Here is a 21,481-nt window from a genome sequence, read left to right on the forward strand (position 1 = left end):
AAGCTGGCCACAGGTTGCTCAAAACATTGTTTTGAGGTTGCAGATAGAAGCTGACGCAGTTTGAAGAGATTTTCGAAGAGTATAAGTAGGCTGAAAAGGCTCCAGCCATAGCATGGACTATTATAACACATTCAGGAAAGAGAAAAAAGTCTGCTGATTGTAATCAGACAGACTCCATTTTATTCTTATTTAATCTTGAAGAATTGAACAATTGCCACAATACCTTGATAAATAAAGACAAAGGCAATGGTGTAACTAATATAGAGACCGGTCATCAATGGGTGTCCCATCATGATTAAACCTGCTACGATTCCTAAAATCCCCATCCAAACTAGAGGGGTACCTACCGATTTATCCGTCTTACGAACCTTGAAACCAACGATAGTTTTTGTAATACCATTTGTCAAGGCCCATAAAGAAATGATAAATGGTACAAATGTTACCATTTCAATAAAGCTACCTGAGAACAAGGTAAGAGCGAGGATGAGGGTAACAATTCCTCCAAATAAATTCCAGCCATGCTTTTCTTCTGATTTGAAGTATTGTACAATCTCAGAAATCCCTTGAACTGCAAATACAAGTGCAAACCAGAAAGTCATGGAAGCCAAGCTAATAAGAGGATGTGCAAACATATTAAAACCTACAAAAACTGCAAAAATACCCGCAATTAGTAACAACCATTTCCAAATTTTCGACATTATTTTTCTCCTTTTTTAGAGTAATCTTCCTCTAGTATTCCATAAATCATCATATCCAAAACCTGTGATAATTGATGTTCATATCCTGAAACCAAGTCAGGCAAACTGCTATCTGACGAAACAGTTAAATAATAGGAACGAAACATATCCTGAATCAATCGCAGATAGTCCATAGCTCGTTTCTCATCAATATGCTCTTTCAGTTTGGATTCTGATATAAGTTTTTGACAAACTTGTTCATTCAAGTCCAAAAAGATAGCTTTCTGTGGTGCAATGTCTGCTTCCAATTCTTCTGGTGTCGCAATCATTGCCTCAAAGAAAATGTGGCTATGTTCTGGGTATTGCTGATAAAATTGGTGACGTCTTTCCATATAATCAGCTAAGGAGGGCACTTGACCTTCCACCCCCAGAAACACTGCCAAAGCTTTCTCAAAACTCTCCTGAAAACAAGTTAGATAGAGGTCTGATTTCCCTGAAAAATTATGATACAAAACTCCTTTGGAAATACCATCCACTTTACAAAGTTCATTGATGACAAAACCTTGATAGCCTTTTGTAGCAAATTCAAACAAAGCAGCGGTAATGATTTTCTCTCTTCGTAGTCTTGTTTTTTCTTCTTTTCTCATGTATTTATCTCTACATTTTTTAATTATAAACCGATTGGTCTGAAATGTCAAGCAACTTTCTCAAAAATTTAACAGTCTGCTGATTGTAGCCATCATAAACAGACTGGAATCCAGTCTCAAACATATAATATACACATTCTTCGCTAAATGTTTTCACGGATATTCAAGAGTATGATAAAGGCAGCTAGAAGAAATAGCAATAAAACAAAGCTAACTGCCAGAGTTCCAAAGCTAGTAGCAATGGTTACCAAAGCTATTGTAAATAAGCTAGGTAAAACAACTGTAATGGCACCGATAGAGGATTGAACTGCTCCCATTGACTCCTCAGGTATTTGTTTAAAAATGAGTTCCTGTAATCGAGGAGAGAGGATACCTGCGAAAAAGGCATCCAAGGCACTAAAGATAAGAATCCAGTCAAAACGAACTGCCACAAAGCCAACTAAAAGGAGTAATTGGATAATAAGCGAGGCATATAGGGCTAGTTTTATGGAGATTGTATTCTTCAGATAGCCACTCACAAGGCTTCCGACAATAAGGGCTGACAATTCAAGGGTGGATAACAAGGCAAGAGATTGACCTGTTTGTAAATTCAAAAAGGGCTGATTCCTCAAAAACAGAGTAGAAACAGGAACTGTAACATTTATCACTGCTTGACTAATAGAGATAATAAACAAAACCAAGAGCACCTTATTCATATTCCATATCAATTTTGATGATTGGAGCAGATGCTGGCAAAAGGATTTTACAGAGAGTCCTTCTTGATAGCTAATCGTTTTTTCTACTTTCAAGAGGTCTGTTTTTATGAAAAGAATACCTAAAAATGCGATTAAAAAGGTCAGAGCATTCAGTAAGGAAATAGACTGGATAGATAGAATACCTAGTAAGACTCCTCCTAGAATATTACTGATTGTTTTCACTAAACTAACAGTTGACTGTTTAAATCCAATAGCTTCTGCCAGATGGTCTTGCCCAATAATTCTAATGAAAATCGGAGTGAGCATGGCGCCTGAAAAATAACTCAATGTGTCAGATAAGAGGTTAATCAGACAAATAAATGCTACTAATAACAAGGAAAAGGACTGCCCTGAAAGTGATAAAGAAACGATAGAGTAAAGCAAAAATTTTGCAAAACTAATCATTGTATATTTTAGGACACGATGATGTTGAAAATCCGCCAAAACTCCCAGAAAGATTTGCAGAACTTGAGGAAGGGTTTCTGAAATCGTGATCAGTAAAATCGCCAAAGGGGCAAAAGATGCATCTGCCACATAATTCAAAAAGGCCAGATAAAAAATCGTATCCCCAACCGTTGAAATCCACTGGTTGATGGTTAATTGCCTAAAATCTCTATTTTGAAGAAATACTTTCATCACAACTCCTTCATATCCATGTACTTAGATAACACATAAAGGTACTCTTGCTTATCTGCTTTAGAATACTTCACATAGCACTCTACTGTATTTAACAAAGACAATGCAACTTCTTTATATTTTCTTACTTTAAAATAACAATACAGTTCTAACAATGTATCAGCTATCCCTAGCATACCATTCCAGAAATCTGCATATTGAGCAAATTCTGTAATTAATCCTTCAGATAATTCTTTGATTAGATCTGTATACTTTTCAAAATCTATAAAAATCAAAGCACGAATAAATCCTGCTGTCCCGTTATTTAGATAAGGTGAAACTAAATTTGATTCTATCGGAACCATCCTACCATTATCTGCCACAATTAATTTTTCAATAATGATATTAATTCCATAATCAATAATATCGCAATCAAAGTCATATATTTTCATCAAAATAAGTAAGCCAGACAATCCATCTAGTCCTAAATTTTTTTCTCTATGCATCAGATGTTGCAGTAATCGCTGATTATTTTTAGCATTCTCATATCGTTGAAAATTGACTAGTTCTTTATTAATAATCTCAGTAATAGTAAAAGATCTTTCTGGTTGATCAGTTAGAACCTCATCTAAACTATGCAGGGATTCAATTTGATAAACATAAATTTCATTTAAATCTTTCAGGATATCAGATACTGTTGCATCCTTAGAAAATAGTTTTTCTATAATACTTGTAAAATTTGTTCTTAAACCAAATTCAGCCAATAAAGAATTTAAAATATGATATGATTGTGATAAATCGTCCATTGATTTTATATGCAATCTAGCCAACAAAAATAGTAGTAAATTCCCAACTTTATGGCAATCAGATACTTTGCCATCTATAGAGTTCCATTCCTTTAAGCTAATTACGCTATACAAACCAATAGCTGGTTTATTATCATACTCATAACTATTTTCTAAATCTACAAAGTAAAGTTTATTCTCTGATTTTATAAAATTTCCGGGATGTATATCATTTAAAATAATATTTCGACTATGAAAATATTCAACCAATTCTAATAGTTCCCTAGTAATCAATAAAAAACTTTTAAATTTCTTAGTGTTTAACTCCTTATTAGGCTTCTTATAGCTGACAATAGAGTATGCTTTTGTGTATTTTAATAAATCACTACCATCTATAAACTCATAAATATAATATTGGTTAATCCACTCTGTAACAGTTTCACGCACAACTGGAGTATGATCTAATAATTTTTTTGAAATTTCATATTCATTTTTTCTAAGTGTTTGAGTCTCTACCCCTCCAAAAGAAATAACATGAGGCCGACATTCCTTCAAAATATACTTTTTACCTTCTATCACTGAATCTACTTGATAGACGTTTCCTCCACTTGACTGTGATAGCATGGCTTTCAATCTATAATTTCTTGATAAATATGAATCCTTTATAAACGTATTCTCTTGAATATCTTGAATCCATTCTGGTAAGTTAAAATATGGTTTTTGATAGTCTTGCCATTTTTCTCCATTTGGTCCCAGCAAAGTCGGAATGCCTTTTTCTAAATACTCCAAATCTTCTCTAAAGAAGCCATATCTATAAAAAATCGTATTGGAATCTTTATAGGCACGATCACTTAGAATATAAATTCCCTCCATATTTTTAGGAATAGTTTGGTAAAGAAGCTCTAATAGATCAAGAAAAACATGGTCATTTTCAGGATAAATCGTAAAATATTTCCCCGAATTAACAGGAGATTCTCTAACAGAAAAATTATAGGCTACATCTTCTTCTCTATATATATACTTATAAGATATCTTTCTAGCATCTAACAAAGGAGAAAGAAGATTATACATATCCTTATAATTATCAAACGTTGCTGATATATGAATTTTATAACCATAAATAGGCAAACTTTCTTCGTTTACAATTTTATATTTATACATTCTTTTCTCCTATTGTTATGATGATTTTTTCTTTAGCAATTACCTAAGTTGGTATTTCCTACATTAAAATTCCAAAACCATTATAAGTCTAAAAATAAACTTAATAATTGAGTATCTTTTACAATACTGTACAAATGATAGTTATTGTCACATCTGCAGACTGATTGAATCTATCTGATTCACGTGTTAATTCATGTACAAATGCTGTCATACGCTTCTCCTTTTCTATTTTATATTTCAATCCTGTAAGTAAAAAAGTTACTAAGGAATTTCATAAAACACCTATGTATTGAATGCCATAAAAATCAATTAGATTTTCAACAACAATCCTACACTCTTACTTAACAAGTTTGAAATTTTATTTGTAATCCACTTCTGCGACTTAGGATCTGCTTGAAGTGCTTTACAAGGATAGTATAACACGAAAATTAGCTTATTTTAGAAAATCGCATATTTGATATTTTTTCTTATAGAAATTTCAGATTTGCAATTGTTGACTACTCAATAAGTTCTTTGTATTGCTTCAAACGCAATTCGAAGAGGGCTAGCAATTGTGGATTTTCTAATACTTGCAGAGATTGGATAAATCTTTCAATCTCTTTTTGATTGCTTCCTTTGGTTTGAAGGAAAATCTTCATTTTCTTTAAAAACTGCCACAATACTTTTTCAAAAACATCGTATGGACGAAGCATGCTCTCTAGCTCAGCTTCAAAAATTGGGATATAAGAGAAAAGTTTACGCTCCATGAGTTCTGATATAATATTCAGAAATCCACTTTTCATATACAATCGATTATGTACCAACTCTTTAAATTCCCTAGATTTCTCAATTAAAGCGGTCGATAAAAATATCAAATCTTGATTGCTCAAGAAGGGCATGGTATTGCAAAAGAGATAGAGTTCAAACCAGGTCCAAGACTCAATAGCATAGAGATAGATAGTCAAAAACTCGCTATCTTCTTTTACTAATGGATAGTTCTTATTTAAGGAATGGAGTGCGTTTTTAATTACAATGGCATTCAAACGACGATAGGTCTCTGCCATCTGTTCTTGCTCGACTTCCTCCAACAGTTGCTCTAAACCAGCTATATCTTGGTGGGCAAAGCGATCCACAACCTTTCTACCAATTCGCATATGTGGAGATTCTTGATAGTTGTTGAGCTTGTGCCCAAACTCATCAAAGGTCACATTTATACCTTGGATAGCTAGAATCAACTTATCTGCAGACAGCATAGACTGCCCTAGTTCGAACTTGGATAGCTGAGAAGCTGTTAGTCCAGCACAAGCCACATCTGACTGCTTGAGCTTTCTAGCCAAACGTAATTCCTTGTAAAATTCCCCCAATTCCATTCTCCCAATCATCTGACCACCTCCTATTCTTTATATATTATATCATTATTTACATTTATTTGTCAAAATATTCTGACATTTCGGCAAGTAAAAAAGTCAGCCTTAAGCTGACTCTTTATTCCATAGTATCAAAAGCGAGACTTGGTTTGGCATTGAGGCCCAAGTTTGCAAAGTTTTCTTTGTTCCACTCGCTAACGCTAGCATAGGCAATCATTCCTGCATTGTCTCCACAAAGACGCAGTGGTGGGATGATGACCTTGACATCTGTGATTTCGGCCGCTAGGCGTTCTCTGAGACCTTTATTGGCTGCCACACCACCTGCCACGACTAGAGTTTTAACAGGGTATTTCTCCAAGGCTTTCTTGGTTTTAGCAATGAGAATATCCAAGACAGCAGCTTGGAAGGAAGCACACAAGTCCGCTGTAGACAAGCTTTCTCCCTTTTGCTCGGCATTGTGGTGAAGATTGATAAAAGCAGACTTCAAACCTGAGAATGAAAACTCCAGATTATCCTCCTTAATCATGGCACGAGGAAAATCATAAATATCCTGCCCCTGATGAGCCAACTCGTCTATCTCACGACCTGCAGGATAGGTCAAGCCCATGACACGGCCTACCTTATCATAGGCCTCCCCAACCGCGTCATCTCGCGTTTCCCCGACAATCTTGTAATCACCTGCCTCAGAAACATAGACCAACTCCGTGTGTCCACCGCTAACCAAGAGGGCTAGCAAGGGAAAGTCCAAAGGCTCTACACTTTGGGCTGCCATGAGGTGACCAGCCATGTGATTAACAGGGATAAGTGGAAGTCCATGTGCCCAAGCAAAGGCCTTAGCAGCTGACAAACCAACTAGCAAGGCTCCAACCAAGCCCGGTCCATAGGTAACCGCAACAGCTGTCACATCGTTTTCAGTAATCCCTGCTTCTGCTAGCGCCTCCTCGATACAGGCTGTAATGACCTCTACATGGTGACGACTGGCTACTTCTGGTACTACGCCCCCAAAACGTTTGTGACTCTCAATTTGACTAGCAATGACATTGGACAAGAGCTCATCGTCGTTTTTCAAGACGGCGACACTGGTCTCATCACAGGATGTCTCAAATGCTAAAATATATCTATCCTTCATCTATTTCTCTCTTCATGATAATGGCGTCCTCGACTGGGTCATGGTAGTAGGCCTTTCGCTCAGCGATGACCGCCATCTTTTCTTTCTTGTAAAATGCTTGCGCTCGATGATTTGACCTTCTGACTTCTAGGAAAATCTCCTTGTCTGTCGGCAATTGAGCAAACAAGGCTGATGCAATTCCTTGACCCTGATAGGTTTGTTTGACAGCGATTTGCAGGACTTCTGCCTCAAAAATATTTTCCTGCACAGCTAGAAAGCCAATCACTTCTGTCCCATCATAAGCCAGAGCATACCAAGTCTGGTCTTGGGACAAATCTGCTTGGATTTGTTCCAGCGTCCAAGGACTGACTGGGTAAACAGCTACCATGACAGCGTAGATTGCTTGAGCCAAGTCAGGCTGTCCTTGGATTCGTTTGATTTCTATCATAGGCGTTTAATGTAAGACTCGCCAGACTCAGTGTGGTTCTTAAGCCAGTTTTCCTCAGCCTCAACTCGTTTGAGGTAATTTGGCACAAAGTCGTGCAAGGAGTCAGCTTCCTTATCCCAAGCCAAAAGAGCAAGATTGGCTGCATTAGGCAAGGTTTCTTTGAAATTAGTCCTTGGCAAGTGTTCTTGAATCTGCTCAACAAAGGGGCCAACTTCTCCGACAAAGGTTACCTGACTAGCACCCTTGATTAGCTCGATGACTCGCTCAAAAGGCAGGTGTGCTTCTGGCATGACAGGTTTGGCATTTTCATAAAATCCTGCATAAACATTGTTGCGACGCGCATCCATCAAAGGAACGAACAGGCCTTCTTGCTGGTATGGCACCAGAGCCAAGAGACTCGACATACCAACCAACTCGATGTTCAGAGTGTGAGCTAAGGTTTTGGCAGTAGCTACCGCAATTCGCAAACCTGTGTAACTACCTGGCCCTTCCGCCACCACGATTCGATCCAAATCCTTGGGTGTCCAGTCTAAACTTGCCATCAAAAAATCGATGGCAGGCATGAGGGTAATACTGTGATTTTTCTTGATATTAATCGTCGTCTCGGCAAGAACCTGCTTGTCCTCTAAAATAGCCAGAGAAAGAGCCTTGCTGGACGTATCAAAAGCTAATACTTTCATAACACATTCCTATCTTTTTGTCTGCTTACTATTATACTACAAAAGCTGGCACATGGGAATTTTCTTTATCCCCAAACAAAAATCCTATACTTAGCTAAAAAATAATTTAAAAAATGTTCACTTTTCCTTTTCTTTTCCGAATATAAAAGTGAACAAGAAAATTGAAAGGACCTCCGTAAAAAGTTTGGTAAGTCATGCTAGATAAAAAAAACATTTTTAGAAGGATGAATTTTATCTGCTTCATCTCTTACAGTTTGCTCAACATTCTCAATGATTTAAACATTACTACTATCCCTTTACCAATCGATCTATCTGTTTGTATTGTTTTATTTTTATGCTTCAACTCTATTTTTGAGCAGAACAATGGCTACCATAAAAATAATAAGCTCTGAAAATTCCATTGTCATGTCATTTTTGAAAAATGCAAAGACCACCTCATCTTGATAGATGGGGTGGAATTTTCGTGTCGTAAATCTACTATCTCTATATTCCCAAACAAAAATGCCCTAGCATGAGCAGGGAATCTAAGCATTTAATCCAAAGTAAAATACAAACCAAACGACATAGGTTACGAGGAGGAGAAAAATCGAGTAGATAGTCACAAAGGTAATTTTCCACAAGAACTTGCTTTGTCGTCGTTCCAATTTGGCAAATATAAGATTCCCTCCATAAACGCAAGCAACAAAAACAATAAAAGCTACCAAGCGAGCTCCGATAGCAAAAGCAAATAAGTTATACATAGGGCAACCTCCTTGACTTAAAAACTATATGGAATTAGGACAAGCAATAAATTTCACTTCCGTTATCAATATAACACATTTTCTTCGTTTTTGCAAGCGCTTACCAAAGGAATTATCCCATGACTTTCTCGTTTCCGTCTTTTACTAATTTTTCATTTTGTGGTATAATTGAAATAATTGTAACGAATCAAGGTCAATCTAGACACAAAATGGAATGAAATCAAGCAAATCTCTGCTAAAAGTTTGGAATAAGCTGACCTGTAAAATAGAAAGGAACTATATGATTTACAAAGTTTTTTATCAAGAAACAAAAGAACGTAGCCCACGTCGTGAAACTACACGCGCACTTTACCTAGACATCGATGCCAGCTCAGAACTTGAGGGTCGTATCGCTGCTCGCCAACTTGTCGAAGAAAATCGCCCAGAGTACAATATCGAGTATATCGAACTCTTGTCTGACAAATTGCTAGATTACGAAAAAGAAACTGGCGCCTTCGAAATTACGGAGTTCTAATATGGCCTATACTCTTAAACCTGAAGAAGTTGGCGTTTTTGCCATCGGTGGTCTGGGAGAAATCGGGAAAAACACATACGGAATTGAATACCAAGACGAGATTATCATCGTCGATGCTGGGATTAAATTCCCAGAAGATGACTTGCTGGGTATCGACTATGTCATTCCTGACTACTCTTACATCGTAGACAACATCGACCGCGTCAAGGCTGTTTTGATTACCCACGGACACGAGGACCACATCGGTGGGATTCCATTCCTACTCAAGCAAGCAAATGTCCCAATCTATGCTGGACCGCTTGCCTTGGCTTTGATTCGTGGGAAACTCGAAGAACACGGTCTCTTGCGCAACGCCAAACTTTACGAAATCAACCACAACACTGAGTTGACCTTTAAAAATCTCAAGGCAACTTTCTTTAGAACTACACACTCTATTCCAGAACCTTTGGGGATTGTCATTCATACTCCTCAAGGGAAAATTGTCTGTACGGGTGACTTCAAGTTTGACTTAACACCAGTTGGTGAACCAGCAGATTTGCACCGTATGGCTGCGCTTGGTGAAGAAGGCGTGCTCTGTCTCCTGTCTGACTCAACAAATGCGGAAGTGCCAACCTTTACCAACTCTGAAAAAGTCGTTGGCCAGTCCATCATGAAGATTATCCAAGGCATAGAGGGACGTATCATCTTTGCATCCTTTGCCTCAAATATCTTCCGTCTCCAGCAAGCAACAGAAGCCGCTGTTAAGACTGGACGTAAGATTGCAGTCTTTGGTCGTTCGATGGAAAAGGCCATTGTCAACGGAATTGAGCTTGGTTACATAAAAGCTCCTAAGGGAACCTTTATCGAGCCAAATGAAATCAAAGACTACCCTGCAGGAGAAATTCTGATCCTCTGTACAGGTAGTCAGGGTGAGCCTATGGCGGCCCTCTCTCGTATCGCCAACGGAACCCACCGTCAGGTGCAACTCCAACCCGGCGATACCGTTATCTTCTCTTCAAGTCCAATCCCTGGAAATACGACTAGCGTCAACAAGCTGATTAACATCATTTCAGAAGCTGGTGTCGAAGTTATCCACGGTAAGGTTAACAATATCCATACATCTGGACACGGTGGCCAGCAAGAGCAAAAACTTATGCTCCGCTTGATTAAGCCAAAATACTTCATGCCTGTCCACGGTGAATACCGCATGCAAAAAGTCCACGCTGGACTAGCAGTGGATACTGGTGTTGAGAAGGACAATATCTTTATCATGAGCAATGGTGATGTGCTTGCCCTTACTGCTGACTCAGCTCGTATCGCAGGTCATTTCAACGCCCAAGACATCTATGTCGATGGAAATCGTATCGGTGAAATCGGTGCTGCTGTCCTCAAAGATCGTCGTGATTTATCTGAAGATGGTGTCGTTCTGGCAGTCGCAACTGTTGACTTCAAATCGCAGATGATTCTGTCTGGTCCAGACATCCTCAGCCGAGGCTTTGTCTACATGAGAGAGTCTGGCGATTTGATTCGCCAAAGCCAGCGTATCCTCTTCAATGCCATTCGTATCGCACTGAAAAATAAGGATGCTAGCGTTCAATCTGTCAATGGTGCCATTGTCAACGCTATTCGCCCCTTCCTCTATGAAAATACAGAACGTGAACCGATCATCATCCCGATGATCCTCACACCAGACGAAGAATAAATCAAGAAAACAGCCCCGACGGAGCTGTTTTTCTCTATGCTTTCTTTTGAGATTAAAACTCAATAAAAATCGAAATCAGACTAGAATGCTAGGCGAAAGCATAACTTGAGTTAGGTGAGCCGAAGCCGACGACGTATCATTTTGATTTTTGAAGAGTTTTAGAAATACTACGATTTTTACCTTCAAGATACACCATCAAAATAGAAATATCTGCTGGATTTACTCCCGAAATACGGCTGGCTTGGCCGATGGTTTCTGGATTGATAAGTTTGAACTTCTGACGGGCTTCTGTTGCGATAGAATCAATGTCATCCCAGTCGATATTGGCTGGAATACGTTTTTCTTCCATGCGTTTCATCTTCGCAACCTGATCCATGGCTTTGGAAATATAGCCTTCGTACTTGATTTCTGTTTCAATCAATTCGATAATCTTGTCATCCAAGTCCTCTGCAGCTGGTCCGATGAAAGCCACCACATCTTGATAAGACACTTCTGGACGGCGAAGGAATTCCTTGGCTGTCACTGCATCGGTCAACGGCTTGAAGCCCATCTCCTCAACCTTGGCATTGGTTTCCTTGACTGGCTTGAGTTTGATACTGTCTAGGCGTTTCATCTCATTTTCAAATTGATTTTTCTTGATTTCAAAGCGAGCCCAACGTTCATCATCCACAAGGCCAATCTCACGTCCCATCTCGGTCAAACGCATATCAGCATTGTCATGACGGAGGATAAGACGGTATTCAGCACGACTGGTCAAGAGACGGTAGGGTTCAATGGTTCCCTTGGTCACCAAGTCATCAATCATGACCCCGATATAACCGTCACTGCGCTTCAAAATCAATTCAGGCTTGCCTTGGACTTTCAAAGCCGCATTGATACCCGCGATAATCCCTTGGCCAGCAGCTTCTTCATAACCTGATGTTCCATTTGTCTGACCAGCAGTGAAAAGTCCGGAGATTTTCTTGGTTTCCAGAGTCGCACGCAACTGATGAGGCAAGACCATATCATACTCAATGGCATAACCTGTCCGCATCATCTCTGCATTTTCCAAACCTTTGATGGAATGAACCAAGTCACGCTGGACATCCTCAGGCAGACTGGTTGAAAGTCCTTGAACATAGACTTCCTCAGTATTGCGCCCTTCTGGCTCTAGGAAGAGTTGGTGGCGTTCCTTGTCCGCAAAGCGCACAATCTTGTCTTCAATCGACGGACAGTAACGAGGTCCCACTCCCTTAACCACACCTGTAAACATAGGTGCACGGTGGAGGTTGTTTTGGATAATCTCATGACTGGTACCATTGGTATAGGTCAACCAGCATGGCACCTGATCCTTGACATAATCCTCATCACGTGAAGTGTATGAGAAATGATTAGGCGCTTCGTCTCCTGGCTGAATTTCTGTCACATCGTAATTGATAGAAGAAGCCTTGACACGTGGAGGGGTTCCTGTCTTGAAACGACCGATTTCGAGGCCCAGTTCCTTGAGATTGTCAGCAAGGTTAATAGAAGCCAAACTGTGGTTAGGACCTGATGAGTACTTGAGGTCACCGATGATAATTTCCCCACGGAGGGCCGTCCCTGTCGTCACGATAACGGCCTTAGCAGCATATTCTTGATGGGTCGCTGTACGAACACCGACAACTTTGCCGTCTTCCACCAAAATCTCATCAATCATGGTTTGACGAAGGGTCAGATTCTCTTGATTTTCAACTGTCTTGCGCATTTCCTTAGAGTAAAGCTCCTTGTCAGCCTGCGCACGAAGGGCACGGACAGCTGGACCCTTCCCTGTGTTGAGCATCTTCATCTGGATGTAAGTCTTGTCAATGGTTTTGGCCATCTCGCCACCGAGGGCATCAACTTCACGCACGACAATCCCTTTGGCAGAACCACCGATAGAGGGGTTACAAGGCATGAAAGCCAGCATTTCAATGTTGATGGTCGCAAGTAAGACCTTACAACCCATACGGCTAGCGGCCAAGGAAGCCTCGACCCCAGCGTGTCCCGCACCGATTACAATAATATCGTATTCTTCAGTAAAATGATAAGTCATATTTCTCTCCTATTCCTCAAAATGAATGTGTCTTAGTTGGCCGCCCCAATCTGGTAGGGCTGTTTTTAGAAAGGCTGGAACTAGATTGATACCCTTAAGCTTGTCTAAGTCAATCCACTCACAGGGCTGCCTTTTCTCATCTTCCTGCATGGTCAATGGGGCATCTTCCAGCAAGTCCACCAGATAATGAAACTCGATATTGTGATAGGAAACACCGTCCTGTTCAAAACGATTTTCAACAACAAAAGCTAGCTGGCCAGCTTGAGCTTTGACACCCAGTTCTTCCCTCACTTCACGGACTACCGCGTCTTCCGTGCTTTCATTGACTTGAATCGCACCACCAATTGTGTAATACTTGCCCTTATCTTTGGTGACTAGAAGCTTGCGATTTTGAAGAATCAAAGCTGTCGCCCGAACACCAAAAACCGTATTGTCTACTTTTGTCCGAAAGTCTTGCTGAGTCATTCTTGTCCTTTCCCTTAAACGACACAAAAACAGTCAAAACTCCAAAGAAGTGCAGGACAAAAAAGCCTGCAACATCCATGAGCTTTGACCATCATTTCTATTGCTGTTATTATTGTAGCAAATTGAGAAAATTTGTCAATCTAAATGTACTGACAAACTTGTCCGTCACGGTAAGCATTGTCAATCAAGCCACCACCTAGACACTCTTCGCCATCGTAAAAGACAACTGCCTGTCCTGGTGTGATGGCGCGTTGCGGTTCTGCAAAGATAACCTCTGCCTTATCTCCTTTGACATGTACTGTCACCTTCGAATCAGGTTGACGGTAGCGGAATTTAGCCGTACATTCGAGCGTAAACTCCTCTGGCATCTCACGAGTAAAGTGGACTTGGCTAGCCTCTAGGCTGGTTGACATGAGCGAATCATGGTAGAAACCTTGGCCTACATAGAGAATATTCTTGCTTAGGTCTTTTCCGACAACGAACCAAGGAGCATTGTCTCCACCGTGTTGACCCCCGATACCGAGACCACCACGCTGACCAATCGTATAGTACATAAGGCCGGCATGCTCGCCCATATCGCGACCATCCACAGTCATCATGCGACCAGGCTGAGCTGGCAGGTAGTTGCTGAGGAAATTTTTAAAGTTCTTTTCTCCGATAAAGCAAATCCCTGTCGAGTCTTTCTTCTTAGCAGTTGCAAGGCCTGCTTCTTCTGCTAGTCTGCGAACTTCAGGCTTTTCCAAATGCCCCAGTGGGAACATGGTTTTTTGAAGTTGTTCTTGCGAAAGTTGGCTGAGGAAATAGGTTTGGTCCTTGCCATTGTCCACGCCACGAAGCATGTGAACGATGCCATCCTCATCACGTGCCACTCGGGCATAATGCCCAGTCGCTACATAGTCTGCCCCCAAGGTCATGGCATAGTCCAAAAAGGCCTTAAACTTGATTTCCTTGTTACACATAACGTCTGGATTTGGCGTGCGTCCTGCACGGTATTCCGCTAGGAAATACTCAAAAACGCGGTCCCAGTACTCTTTTTCAAAATTGACAGAGTAGTAAGGAATGCCAATCTGGTCTGCCACCGCAGCCACATCCTTGTAATCTTCGGTCGCCGTACAGACGCCGTTTTCATCTGTGTCGTCCCAGTTCTTCATGAAGATACCGATCACATCGTAGCCCTGCTCCTTGAGCAAAAGAGCCGTCACCGACGAATCAACACCACCACTCATCCCCACGACAACACGTGTTTTAGAGTTATCACTCATGGTAAGTCTCCCATCTATTCGTTTATTCACGATTGAAGGTCGTGTGTGCTTCACGATTGAAGGTCGCTTGAGCAGTATTCATTATAACATGCTTGGTTGGAGAAGACAAGAAAGAGGCTGTCAATCGACCAACCTCTTATTCTGAACCTATCAATCTAGCACTTTCTAGCTTCATTCGCTTTCTTAGCAACTGCAATCTGGTATTTCACTTGGTCAAATCCTGTACCTCCCAAAGAATTTCGTCTTTGAACAGCAGTTTTAGGTTGCAAGTAGACATAGATATCCTCGGCAATGAGGGAATGATAGGTTTGCAATTCCTCCAAAGTCCAATCTTGAATATTTTTAGCAGACTTGATAGAGTCTAGCACTAATCTTCCCACAACCTCATGAGCTTCTCTAAATGGCAAGCCTTTCCCTGCCAAATAATCTGCCAACTCAGTTGCATTTGAAAAGTCCTTCTCTGTAGACTCTTGCATTTTTTCTTTGTTCACCTGCAAGCTGGATAACATACCTGCCAACACATCAAGGGAATTTAAAATCGTTTCAACCGTATCAAACATTCCTTCCTTATCCTCTTGCAAATCCTTATTATAAGCTAAAGGCAAGGACTTCATGACTGTCAACAGTCCAAACAGATTCCCATAAACTCTACCAGTCTTTCCTCGAATCAACTCAGCCATATCTGGATTTTTCTTTTGGGGCATAATAGAGGAACCTGTTGTAAACGTATCTGACAAGGTAATGAATTGGTACTCAAAACTACACCAATTGATCATTTCTTCACAAAAACGGCTCATATGCATCATGAGTATGCTGGCATTAGACAGAAATTCTAAGATAAAATCGCGGTCACTAACAGCATCCAAAGAATTTGTATAAGGTTGCTTAAACTCTAACAAATCGCTAGACAATTGGCGATCAATGGGGAAAGTCGTCCCTGCCAAAGCTGCCGCACCTAGAGGGCATAGGTCTGTATGCTTCTGGTTAAATTCAAAACGTTCACTGTCTCTCTGAAACATATTGTAGTAAGCCATCAGGTGGTGGGCAAAACTAATAGGCTGAGCATGTTGCAGATGGGTATAGCCCGGCATGATTGTCTCCACATGATTTTCCGCCAAGTCTAATAAAACACCCTTGAGATGAGCCAGTTTATCTAGGACATGGCCTAGTTGCTCCTTGAGATATAAGTGCATATCTGTCGCAACTTGGTCATTTCGAGAACGAGCTGTATGTAACTTCCCTGCAAGGGGACCAATTTTTTCTGTCAGCAATACTTCCATATTCATGTGAATATCTTCGTTTGCGATATCAAAGTCAAGTTGGCCTGCCTCTAGCTCTTCTAAAAGCTCTTTCAAACCTTCTTGAATCTTTTCTGACTCATTCAAACTCAAAATACCCGTCTGACCCAACATCTGAACGTGGGCCAAAGAACCAATCAAGTCAAATTTAGCTAATTTCTGGTCAAAAGATATACTCGCACCAAAGCGCTCTACCCAGTCTTCGACAGTACCTTCAAAGCGACCACCCCATAATTTTGTATTCTTAGCCATATCACATCCACCTCTCTAGTCAATCGTCCTATTTGGCGCTTTTTTGAACCTCAGAATGAACCTTGGTTGGAAGTCCCCACAACTTAATAAAGCCAACAGCCGCATCTTGGTCAAAGGTATCTGCACTGGTATACGTCGCCAAATTTTCATCATAAAGTGAATTTGGTGATTTCCGAGCCACGACCTGAGCGCTCCCCTTATAGAATTTAACTTTTGCAGTCCCATTGACAACTTTTTGAGTCTCTTTAATATAAGCAATCAAGGCTTGTGTAGCTGGACTAAACCACAAAGCATTATAAATGAGATTTGATAATTCATTTTCTATAATTGGTTTAAAATGAGCCACTTCTCTCACAAGCGTCAAGTCCTCAATTTCCTTATGAGCTGTCAGCAAGGTCACTGCCCCTGGACACTCATAGATTTCTCTTGATTTAATCCCAACCAAACGATTTTCCACGTGGTCAATCCGTCCAACCCCATGTTTTCCAGCTATTTCATTGAGTTTTTGAATCAAATCCGCCAATTTTAGCCCTTCTCCATTGAGGGAAACTGGAACACCTTCACTAAACTCAATATCAATGTATTCTGGCATATCTGGAGCTTGCTCTGGAGAAGTTGTGATGCCAAAGGCTTCTTCTGGAGCCTGATTCCATGGATTTTCCAAAATACCACATTCATTGGCACGTCCCCAAAGATTTTGGTCGACAGAGTAGGGATTATCAAGGTCAGCAGGAACAGGTACCCCATTTTCCTTGGCATAATGAATTTCTTCCTCCCTAGACCATTTCCATTCACGAACTGGCGCAATCACTTTTAAATTGGGATCCAAGGCTGCAATCGATACTTCAAAACGCACTTGGTCATTCCCCTTACCTGTACAACCATGAGCAATTGTAGTCGCTCCTGTCTGATGCGCTATTTCAACCAATTTTTTAGAAATAAGAGGGCGGCTCAAGGCAGATACCAAGGGGTACTTTTGTTCATAATAGGCATGTGACTGAAGAGCCACTAGCACATAATCTGTAGCAAATTCGTCCTTAACATCAATGACATAAGATTCGACTGCCCCAACCTTGAGAGCCTTATCATGGATGAAATCTAAGTCTTTCCCTTCACCCACATCCATACAAACTGCAACAACATCATATTCTTTCTTTAACCAGGTAATAGCAACTGATGTGTCTAAACCGCCAGAATAGGCCAAAATTACTTTTTCTTTACTCATGTTCTTTTCCTTCTTTCTATTTTTCAATGGACGCTTTAAAGGCATCCTCAATGAGTTTGTCTAATTCTCCAGACTCCTTCAACTTTTGAATGGTTTTATCAACTGCCTCTTTTAATTCCTTGCTATCTTTTTTCATGGCGACCGCGTAGGAATCATCTTGCTCTTTTTCAAAATTGAGGTCTGCAATTGCTAAATCAGGATTATTTTCCACAAATCCCTTGGCAACTGGTTCTTCAAAGATAACGGCATCCACTTGCCCTGACTTTAAATCTGTAATTAAATTCCCATTTTTAGGCAGAGATACGAGGGAAGAATTTTGAAGCAAATCTTTCGCCATCGTTTCTTGAATCGAACCTTTCTGTGCTCCGACCTTTTTCTGCGCTAAGTCGTTGACAGACTGATAAGTGGCTAAATCAGATTTTTTGACAATGAGCTTATTTTTTGAAGTATAGTAGGGAGTTGAAAAATCGAACACCTTGCTCCGTTCATCTGTCTTAGAAACACCAGATATGGCAAGATCGGCTTTTCCTGATTGAACACTAGCCAGTACATTTTCAAAACTCATGGGAGATAGTTCCAATTCGACACCTAGTTCTGTTGCGATAGCCTTGGCTAATTCGATATCTGAACCCACAATCTGATTTTTCCCATCAACCACTTTTTGATATTCAAATGGAGCAAAATCTGGATTGAGGGCTACAACCAATTTTCCTTTGGACTTGATGGCTTCAATTCCAGCCGATTGATTGTTACTACAAGCAAATAGTAGGGGGAGCATCACTAAACCAAACATCGTCATCAACACCTTCTTCATCTTATTCATAACAAAGCCTCCTTTATGTTTATTCTTTTTGGTTGTATAAATAATACTCCTATGCTCATCATTTGTCAAGTCTAAATTGAAAAAATTTTCAATTCGAAACAAAAAAACCTAGAAATACTACATAAAAATGTCATTCCTAGGCGTATTTATGCTATTTCTCTCTAAAAAACATGAGTATTCAGCCAATCAAAAGAAGCCGAACGAACTCATTTCCCCTCGCCCAATTCAATGATCCGATGACATTGTTGGGCTACATAAGCATCGTGGGTCACAATAATAACTGTTTTCCCCTCGCGATTCATCTCTAAGAGAAACTTCAAGACCAAATCTCTATTTTCAGGATCCAGCGAACCTGTAGGTTCATCGGCTAAAATCAGCTGGCTAGGTTTTAAGATGGCTCTAGCAACTGCAATTCGTTGTTGCTCCCCACCAGACAACTCGGAGACCTTTTGATGCAAAGTAGCTGACAAACCTACTCTCTCTAAAATCTCTTCCACCTTTTTGAGCTTGTCTTTCTTAGACAATTTTACATATTTCAGCGCCAGCATGAGATTGTACTCGACCGTTTCATCATCAATCAGGGCAAAATTTTGAAACAGATAAGAGATATGTTCACGGATTATTGTTTGTGACTTAGCAGAATTGACTGCTAGATTTGTCTGGCCAAAAATCTCATACCGTCCGCTATAATCACCATCTATCAAACCTAATAAATTTAACAAGGTCGACTTACCACTACCACTCTTACCAACAATGGCTACCAAATCCCCCTGATCAATCCTGAGAGATAAGTTATCCAAAATCACTTTTCCCCCAATGGTTTTGGTAATATTTTCCAACTCAATCATAAGATGCCCCCTTTCAATAATTCTACTAGACTTCTTTTCTCCATCCTAGAAGCCAAGCCTAGCACAAATAGTATATCCAAACATGTAAAGCCTGCAAACAGTAGAAGTGGCAAGAGCGCATGGGCAAAGAAAATCAAGACTAGAAGAGGCAGACTATAGCCCAGCAAGAGCAGAACTAAGAGAGGACGGTAGCGATCGACCAGTTTCCACCCCATAAACTTCTTGGTAATGATATCTGTTCGCTTCAATAAGAAAGTTGTTACTAGTAAGAAGTAGGAAATCATCATGCTAAGGAGACCAAACAAAGCAAAGAGTATATTAAGATTTCGAACTGCATCTCGATAAGAATCTACTTTCTCTTGTTGAATGGCTTGAATCGATGAAAATTTTAAATAATTCCCATCTGACAATTTCTCAACTAACTCTGTAATCTCTTTTTGATGTTGAACCGTATTTTCAATTTTAATCGGATTATTTAAGCCAGTTGTTGACAGGGAGGCTTTCTCATCCCACATCATATCAGAATCATTGACCAAGCTAATAATTGGATTGGAGAGATTTTCCTTTCGCTTATCACTATATGGGAAAAATGACCAATCTCCTTCATAATAGGCAATCTCGACATCCATATCTTCTATTGTTTTCTTTTGCTGATCTTCATACCTCATAGAAAGATAGGCTATGGATTTTCCCAAGAACTGATTCTTGCCTTCTTGTCCTTTATCACTGGCTGGCATCAAAATAACTTTTTTAGTGCCGGTATCTGGTAACTTGAATCCCTTGCTCTTTAGAAAATTGCTATTAGCATAGTAAACATCTACCTTATCAGGCAGTTGGTAGTTCTGCACTTGTTCTGCTTTGATGACTGGTTTGATAGGAAGACTCGTACTTCGCACATAGTTTACTTGTGTTTTTGCTAGCAAGTCTTGATAAAATTGGTAGAAATAATCTGTAGATTTCCCTGAACCTGCTAGCTCTTCTTGCCACAGGTTATCATTGAGTTTGAAGGTTTCTAAGGTCAGGTAATTTCCTTGGCTTACCCACTGTTGCTGATAAGCAAGTTCTTTGTTTTCTTGTTCTAAACTTCTGCCCACCCCAATCAGTAAGGCCGTCAGTAAAATAGTTGTCCCTATTTTCATCACATAATTGAAGATAAGACCAAGTTTGACAGATGAAAAACCTTTCAACATGGAGCTGACTGTCATTTTCTGAATCATCAGGTAGGTCAGCCAACTGATGAACAAATACAACTGTAAAAGCAGAAATTGGGATAAGAGTAAACTTGGGAACAGAAGTTTTGGTCTGTAGTCCAGCACTAAAAATAGTCCCAAGTCAATGATAAGACTTCCACCCAAGAGAAGATAAAAATTAGTCTTTACAAAACCAGCTAAAATCGCCCTGCTTTGGAAACCAAGTAACTTTTGAACCCCCACTCGTTTCATCTCCATCATCGGCTGATAAACTGTCATTAAAATCACAAGCAAGATTGCCAAGATAAAGATAATGATAGATAGTAACAACTCTTGATTTAGCACTCCAACCTGACTTCGGTAAGTGGGTTCTAATAAAATCGTCTTATCTATCTGGAAAAAATCACTCCACTTTTGTAGAATGGTATCGCGATCTATCTCTTTGCTGGAGGTAATCATGTAGCGCCCATTTACAGTATGGGATTTATCCTCAATATAGGATTGGAAGGTCTGGAGTCGAATGAGTTTCACCTTTAAAAAGGTGGGAATGGTTCCTAGATTATTGGGAAGATCCTGGTTGCTGTAGACCCCCTTCTCATTCTTTGAAAAATCAAGAGAAGTCAGACCGAACTCCTGATAGGGGAAGGTTTCCTTATTAAAAACACCAGCCTTGACGGCTTCATCTCCATTATCTACTTTGATAATAGAGACCTTGTCTTGATTTGCAACCTCTTCAAAAAACTGGAGAATCGTTTCTGTCGGTTTAGTGACATCTTTCAAGTACAAGTCAAATGAATAAGTTGTCTTGCCCATCTCCTGAATCCGCACTATTTCACGTGTAACATTTACATTCAGGACAAAAAACGTAGTACACAGCAAGAGCAGGAGCATACAAAGATGACTGATTTTTTTCATAGAGATACCTCCCGTGA

At 40.0% G+C, this 21,481-nt stretch carries 19 protein-coding genes; 2 read left to right on the top strand and 17 right to left on the bottom strand.

The genetic code is table 11. The annotated features are described in order from the left end of the window. Positions 1-185: 185 nt before the first annotated feature. The 9 genes from O3650_RS02100 to O3650_RS02140 form a co-directional block, all read right to left on the bottom strand. A complete protein-coding gene (locus O3650_RS02100; RefSeq protein ID WP_000036821.1) occupies positions 186-698 on the bottom strand; it encodes an HdeD family acid-resistance protein in 513 nt (170 codons plus the stop codon). After that, positions 698-1,324, bottom strand: coding sequence for a TetR/AcrR family transcriptional regulator (locus O3650_RS02105; RefSeq protein ID WP_033680841.1), 627 nt, complete (start codon positions 1,322-1,324; stop codon positions 698-700). The genes O3650_RS02100 and O3650_RS02105 overlap by 1 nt, the downstream gene beginning before the upstream one ends. A 143-nt stretch (positions 1,325-1,467) precedes the next feature. Beyond that, complete coding sequence (locus O3650_RS02110; protein WP_000862437.1) at positions 1,468-2,694, bottom strand: MFS transporter; 1,227 nt, start codon at positions 2,692-2,694, stop codon at positions 1,468-1,470. Continuing rightward, positions 2,694-4,619 (bottom strand): protein kinase family protein, encoded by a 1,926-nt coding sequence (locus O3650_RS02115; RefSeq protein ID WP_261083027.1) that lies wholly within the window; start codon positions 4,617-4,619, stop codon positions 2,694-2,696. Before O3650_RS02115 ends, O3650_RS02110 begins: the two co-directional genes overlap by 1 nt. A 497-nt stretch (positions 4,620-5,116) precedes the next feature. Beyond that, positions 5,117-5,980, bottom strand: coding sequence for an Rgg/GadR/MutR family transcriptional regulator (locus tag O3650_RS02120; RefSeq protein WP_004254984.1), 864 nt, complete (start codon positions 5,978-5,980; stop codon positions 5,117-5,119). A gap of 103 nt (positions 5,981-6,083) precedes the next feature. After that, on the bottom strand, positions 6,084-7,094 hold the full coding sequence (gene tsaD / locus O3650_RS02125; protein ID WP_371491472.1) for a tRNA (adenosine(37)-N6)-threonylcarbamoyltransferase complex transferase subunit TsaD: 1,011 nt from the start codon (positions 7,092-7,094) through the stop codon (positions 6,084-6,086). Then, positions 7,084-7,521 (bottom strand): ribosomal protein S18-alanine N-acetyltransferase, encoded by a 438-nt coding sequence (gene rimI / locus O3650_RS02130; protein WP_261083032.1) that lies wholly within the window; start codon positions 7,519-7,521, stop codon positions 7,084-7,086. The genes tsaD and rimI overlap by 11 nt, the downstream gene beginning before the upstream one ends. Next, entirely contained in the window at positions 7,518-8,201 is a 684-nt protein-coding gene (tsaB, locus tag O3650_RS02135) for a tRNA (adenosine(37)-N6)-threonylcarbamoyltransferase complex dimerization subunit type 1 TsaB (protein ID WP_049513052.1), read from the bottom strand. Before tsaB ends, rimI begins: the two co-directional genes overlap by 4 nt. 524 nt (positions 8,202-8,725) lie before the next feature. Further along, positions 8,726-8,941: a hypothetical protein gene (locus O3650_RS02140; RefSeq protein WP_261074470.1), complete on the bottom strand. Its 216-nt coding sequence runs from the start codon at positions 8,939-8,941 to the stop codon at positions 8,726-8,728. A 280-nt stretch (positions 8,942-9,221) separates the two neighbouring features. Here O3650_RS02140 and O3650_RS02145 point away from each other — a divergent pair, with 280 nt between their 5' ends. Continuing rightward, positions 9,222-9,455, top strand: a complete 234-nt coding sequence (locus O3650_RS02145) for a DNA-dependent RNA polymerase subunit epsilon (RefSeq protein WP_000639572.1) — start codon at positions 9,222-9,224, stop codon at positions 9,453-9,455. 1 nt (position 9,456) lies between these two features. Continuing rightward, the gene (gene rnjA, locus O3650_RS02150) at positions 9,457-11,136 is read left to right on the top strand and encodes a ribonuclease J1 (RefSeq protein ID WP_060805918.1); all 1,680 of its coding nucleotides are present in this window, start codon (positions 9,457-9,459) and stop codon (positions 11,134-11,136) included. Between the two features lie 136 nt (positions 11,137-11,272). Here the strand turns inward: rnjA and mnmG are convergent, their stop codons facing one another. The 8 genes from mnmG to O3650_RS02190 all read right to left on the bottom strand — a co-directional run bounded on the left by mnmG (position 11,273) and on the right by O3650_RS02190 (position 21,464). After that, complete coding sequence (gene mnmG, locus O3650_RS02155) at positions 11,273-13,186, bottom strand: tRNA uridine-5-carboxymethylaminomethyl(34) synthesis enzyme MnmG (protein WP_054364751.1); 1,914 nt, start codon at positions 13,184-13,186, stop codon at positions 11,273-11,275. A gap of 9 nt (positions 13,187-13,195) precedes the next feature. Then, on the bottom strand, positions 13,196-13,651 hold the full coding sequence (locus tag O3650_RS02160) for an NUDIX hydrolase (RefSeq protein ID WP_224218118.1): 456 nt from the start codon (positions 13,649-13,651) through the stop codon (positions 13,196-13,198). A gap of 140 nt (positions 13,652-13,791) precedes the next feature. Next, a complete protein-coding gene (gene mnmA / locus O3650_RS02165) occupies positions 13,792-14,913 on the bottom strand; it encodes a tRNA 2-thiouridine(34) synthase MnmA (protein WP_001282946.1) in 1,122 nt (373 codons plus the stop codon). Positions 14,914-15,068: 155 nt separating this feature from the next. Then, positions 15,069-16,463 carry an argininosuccinate lyase gene (argH, locus tag O3650_RS02170; RefSeq protein ID WP_101786460.1) on the bottom strand — a complete coding sequence of 465 codons (1,395 nt, stop codon included), beginning with the start codon at positions 16,461-16,463 and terminating at the stop codon, positions 15,069-15,071. A 28-nt stretch (positions 16,464-16,491) separates the two neighbouring features. Next, entirely contained in the window at positions 16,492-17,688 is a 1,197-nt protein-coding gene (locus O3650_RS02175; protein WP_060805958.1) for an argininosuccinate synthase, read from the bottom strand. Positions 17,689-17,704: 16 nt separating this feature from the next. Continuing rightward, positions 17,705-18,511, bottom strand: a complete 807-nt coding sequence (locus O3650_RS02180) for an ABC transporter substrate-binding protein (RefSeq protein ID WP_060805911.1) — start codon at positions 18,509-18,511, stop codon at positions 17,705-17,707. Between the two features lie 206 nt (positions 18,512-18,717). Further along, the gene (locus O3650_RS02185; RefSeq protein ID WP_000571038.1) at positions 18,718-19,359 is read right to left on the bottom strand and encodes an ABC transporter ATP-binding protein; all 642 of its coding nucleotides are present in this window, start codon (positions 19,357-19,359) and stop codon (positions 18,718-18,720) included. Further along, on the bottom strand, positions 19,356-21,464 hold the full coding sequence (locus O3650_RS02190) for a bacteriocin-associated integral membrane family protein (RefSeq protein WP_261074469.1): 2,109 nt from the start codon (positions 21,462-21,464) through the stop codon (positions 19,356-19,358). The genes O3650_RS02185 and O3650_RS02190 overlap by 4 nt, the downstream gene beginning before the upstream one ends. Positions 21,465-21,481: the final 17 nt, after the last annotated feature.

It is taken from the genome of Streptococcus sp. 20925_1_24, assembly GCF_041432335.1.
Taxonomy (GTDB): Bacteria; Bacillota; Bacilli; order Lactobacillales; family Streptococcaceae; genus Streptococcus; species Streptococcus mitis_BM.